Here is a 4,549-nt window from a genome sequence, read left to right as displayed (position 1 = left end):
CCGTTGCCGGTTTCGTGCGATTGGGCAGAAAACACCGCTGTTAACGTGATTTTTTTGGCTCTCTTGCTGCAATGCATTCTTTTATTTTTTATATGTTTTTAAAAACCATTGCAGCAAGAGAGCAATGAGTCAGGCAACTGACCACCGTGGAAAACAGAAATTCTCGAGGAAGAGCAGAACACTATCAAGGCAACTGAACAGGATAGGCCGTGCGGCCCTTCACAGCCCCGTCAAGCCCTGAGAGAACTCAGTAAGGACTTACCTCTCACAATTTTATTTGCAGGCCCTTCTAGGGCCGTTAGAGTGGCGAGCAGCTCTGAGCCTGTTGGATATTGGGGTTCCTGGAGTAGCTGTTCGTCTAGTCAAAGAAAGACGCTTAATGAGCCAGCCCACATTGCCGTCGGTGACGAACTCAACTTCTTTACAAGGCGTTAGGGCACTGGCCTGAGCTTCTTGGTGACGCTGCTGATCTCAGCACGGGCAGATTCCAATTCTTGTGGGGTGGTATACCTCCCCAAGCTCAAGCGGAAGGTTGCCGCTGCGTCGTCTCGTGAAAGTCCAATTTCTGTGAGCACATAGGAAGGTTCAATCGCCCCGGCATTGCACGCTGATCCCAAGCTCAGGGCTAGGAGCGGTAAGTTTGCCAGCAGGGCATCGGCGTCCACGCCCGGCACAGTGATGCTGCTGGTATTGGGAAGACGATGAACGTGATGGCCGTTGAAAGTGACTTCTGGTACAGCTTTGCTAAGTTCCACTTCAAATGAATCTCGCAGTATACGCAGGCGGTTCACTTCCTGCTGTCCTTCAGTCTGCATGATCTGACATGCGAGGCCGAAACCCACAATGGCAGGGACATTCTGTGTTCCAGCTCGCAGCTTGCCTTCTTGACCGCCGCCACGGGATAGAGGACTGAGTTGGCCCTGCCGTAGCGCTCGGCGGGCAAGTAATGCCCCAGCGCCTTTAGGGCCATAAATTTTGTGGCTGCTGAGTGACAGCAAGTCAATTGGCGTGCTGCGCCAGTCAATGGGAATTCGGCCTACCGCTTGGGTGGCATCGCAGTGGAAGTATGCCCCAGCACCTTTGATTAACTTGGCAATTTGATTAATGGGTTGCAGTGTGCCAATTTCGCTATTGGCTGCTTGGATGGAGACCAACAAGGTGTCCTCTGTTAGCAAGTCTGCCAGTGCCTGTAAATCCACTAGGCCAGTGGCATCCACGGGGACATACTGAACGTCAAATCCCTGGTTAGCTAAATCCTGGCAGGGTTCCAACACAGCCTTATGTTCAATGGGCGAGGTAATAATCCTGCGCCGGTGATTACCGCCCGCTGTTGCAGCTCGGGTCACACCATAGAGAGCTAGGTTGTTGCTTTCGGTTGCTCCAGAGGTGAACAGCACATCCTTGGGGCTAGCTCCCAACATAGCAGCCACCTGCTCACGCGCCGTATCCAGTGCATCGGCGGCCTGCTTACCTGGCAAGTGCGTCACGCTGGAAGGGTTAGCAAAGTGGGTGGTGAAGTAAGGCACCATGCCCTCTAAAACCCGAGGGTCGCACGGCGTTGTCGCGTTGTAATCGAGATAAATGATGTTAGACATGGCTAACCCGGAGTGATGCGGGACTCATACTGCCTATACTCGCTGTCCAGCGCATATAGTTCATCCCAGATGCCTTGCCTGAGTTGGATGGCAGGCTTGAGGCAGTAAGTCAGGAAGTCCTCTGGTGAAATTTCGCCATGTGGGAACTGAATTTTCATGAGTCCAGCCGCGATACTGCGCACCGCTTCCTCGTTGCGGCGGTAGGGTTTCTCACCACCTAGTTTTACCGCACGGGAAGCGTAACTTTCGGCCACAAGGTCTTCACGCAGGGCGATAAGTGCATCCCCAAAGAAGTCAGATTTCAGGCCGACGGTGAGCGGGGAGTCTGTACCCACAAGCAGCTTAGAGCTGAGTTTGGGTAATTCCCAGCCGGGTAGAAGTGCCTTAATCCGGTCGAGAAACGCGGTCTCGCGCAGGAATTTAGGGAGTTCCTCGACCAGTGAGTTCTTCACAGGGCGTTGTTGATCGTCCAGCGTAATGTTTGCCAACATCACGAAACCACAATCACTGGCCGTCTCGTGCAGGCCGCCACGGGTGAGTTTGCCGTTTGCCAGATAACCCTTGAGACCGCCGACGATTTCCTCTGGCTTCTCAAATTTAGAGGTTTGTACTTCGTCTAGCACGACTACCTTGAAGCGAGCGAGAATTCCCCAATTGCTGTTAGCGTTGTTTACAAACAGCACTGCGGGCGAGATGTTGCCACCACTGATCAGGCGCACCTTGGGGCTGATATTCTCGTAGGTGAAACTCTTGCCTGTTCCTTTTGGGGCAAGTTCCATCATGTGCATGTTCTTCTGCACGAGAGGCAGCAGGCGGCACAGCAGCCAAGTTTGTTGATCATCGGTAAAGGCTTCTGGATCAAAGCCGAGGGTGGTCAGCAGCAGTGCCCGCCACTCATGCAAGGTGAATTTTTTGCGGGCTTCCTTGTAAAGATTAAGGTTTACGTTGGCCTGCATGGGTTGGAAGGAAAGGACTGCCGCTCCATCTTTCAGCGCTCCCAACTCCACCACGCCCCACATGCCTTGCCGCAGCAAGTCAGGGTGTTCCTCCAGCAAGTTATCGGAAATGTAAGCATCGGAAATGCCGAGAAGTTTCAGTTGCGCGACTCGCTCGGGTTCCTTGCCCTTCTTAATTTGAATTTCGGCTTGCAGTGGCGTCAGTATCTTGATCGCCTGCCCCTGCGCCAGCTTGTGCTTAACGATGTTTTGCTCGCTTGGACCTGGAATCACACGGGCAGCCCATTCCAAGACTTTAGTCGCTTCTTCGGCAGTTAGTTCGCCTGTGCCAGGAACGACTTTCTCTAACACCCATTCGGCCACGTAAGCGGGAATACCACGTTCGCTGAGCTGACTGGCGGGCAAGCGACGTTTATCAATCGCCAGTGACCGGAATACTTCCATGACCTTGGCGTTCAGTTGTTTCAGGGCCACGGCAGCTAGCGCCGTACCCCCAGTTTTAGGGTCTAAGTCAATATTCATCACAGGTCATCCAGGTTTATATCGTTTGAAGAGTACAACTCCTCGCTTTGCAAATTGATCTGAGCATCCACTTCCTGCGCGGCCCCTTCGCCTGCGCGGACACCGAGACGCAATTGCAGTGCTGGGAGGTCTGAGGATTTCGGCCAACTTGGCAGCGGAATCTCCAATTGGGTGACATCGTTGGCAGATAGAACCCAGGGGAGAGATAAAGACACCCACTGGGAGACGGAACCGCTCACCTGCCACACCGTGACCGGCACCTGATTGGGGTTGACGGCCCTCAGCAGCAGGGTTCCAGGTTGTTCTGCCTCGCCCTCGCCCGTCACTTCAAAGGTTGGTAGTCGGAATTCTAGGTCACGAGCGTAAACAGCCCAAGGAATTAGCACTTCCTCAGGTGTGATTCCTCCATGTGGACAAACTTCGGAACCAGTAGCTCCATTTGCCATGTGGAACATTTGATTGCCCCACATGACAGCAGCTTCCTCAGTCATCCCAAATCTTGTCCGGCCTAATAAGGCAAATTCGTCCTTCACTTCAAAGCCTGAAGCTGGAATGTCGCCCCATTGTCCAAAAGCGGCTCTACCCTCTGGTTTGAAGTTCGGCGGTGGCGCAACTGTTCGCTGCGAAGTCATCAAAAGTCGCCCGTGATCGGTGGTGATGACCAGTTGAGCCGGAATGTCTTGTGGAATGCTTTTGAGCATCAGCCCCAGCAGGCGCTCCGCCAAGGCCATAAGGGTAGCATTCGCCTCTGTGCGGGCCTGACTTAGCGTTCCAGCATCGTGATACAGCTTGTCGGTTTTCACGTAATTCCAGAAGACAACATCACCCGGTCTGCCTTCTTTCAGCGCAGCTTCCACTTTGGTTTCCTGCGTGGACGTGATTCCCAGCGGCTCCGCGCCCTCGCTCAGCGTAGGAGCGACGCCCCTCACCAAGGCAGGCTTAGCCTGATGGGTAATGGTGGGCAAGGCTGGAAAGGCCACTTGCACTCCGCAGTCGCTAAGTCGCTGCCCCGTATCTTGCTGCGTCAGGTGCCCCTGCAAAATGGCAAGGTCATATAAGCTGAGGCCGTCGCAAATGGCAACAAGCGTCAGGACACGGCTGTGTTTAAGCGCTGCCGTTCGCGTCCACACCAGATGCTCGGCGTGCGTCCCCACATTCAACGCCTTGGAGTACGTTTTCAGGAACTGCTCCGCAAAATGACGCAGTGTGGGGAGAAGCTGCCCTTGATCTGCATGTTGCGATGTGCGGTATGGAAGGTATTCACGCTGCATCCAAGCACTCCACTGCCCAGGGTCTTCTGGAAGTGCGGCAGGGAGGTTGACAGGCAATTGGCCCATGAGGCTCTGGTAGCTGTGGGTGGGTAGGTAATCGCGCAGCCGCTGAATGGCGGGTTGATTTAAGTGTTCTGGGTGCTCAGTCAGCCACGCTGCTATGGCTGCAGCACCCATTTTTAAAACTTCCACCGCGGCGCCCTCA

The 4,549-nt window shown here is 54.2% G+C and carries 3 protein-coding genes; all 3 read right to left on the bottom strand.

Annotation, left to right across the window (positions count from 1 at the left end):
* Window positions 1-431: 431 nt before the first annotated feature.
* Window positions 432-1,595, bottom strand: a complete 1,164-nt coding sequence (locus tag QZ269_RS10310) for a cysteine desulfurase family protein (protein WP_291426626.1) — start codon at window positions 1,593-1,595, stop codon at window positions 432-434.
* 2 nt (window positions 1,596-1,597) lie between these two features.
* A complete protein-coding gene (brxL, locus tag QZ269_RS10305) occupies window positions 1,598-3,073 on the bottom strand; it encodes a BREX system Lon protease-like protein BrxL (RefSeq protein WP_291426639.1) in 1,476 nt (491 codons plus the stop codon).
* The coding region (locus QZ269_RS10300) for a hypothetical protein (protein WP_291426625.1) at window positions 3,073-4,549 on the bottom strand (1,477 nt) is incomplete at its 5' end. The genes QZ269_RS10300 and brxL, both read right to left, overlap by 1 nt.

The organism is Deinococcus sp. (genome assembly GCF_018260405.1).
GTDB lineage: Bacteria > Deinococcota > Deinococci > Deinococcales > Deinococcaceae > Deinococcus.
This window is presented reverse-complemented; position numbering and strand designations above follow the sequence as displayed.

Excerpts from the sequence above, each read along its gene's own strand:
- QZ269_RS10310 (WP_291426626.1), bottom strand. The coding sequence starts at position 1,595 with ATGTCTAACATCATTTATCTCGATTACAACGCGACAACGCCGTGCGAC.
- brxL (WP_291426639.1), bottom strand. The coding sequence starts at position 3,073 with ATGAATATTGACTTAGACCCTAAAACTGGGGGTACGGCGCTAGCTGCC.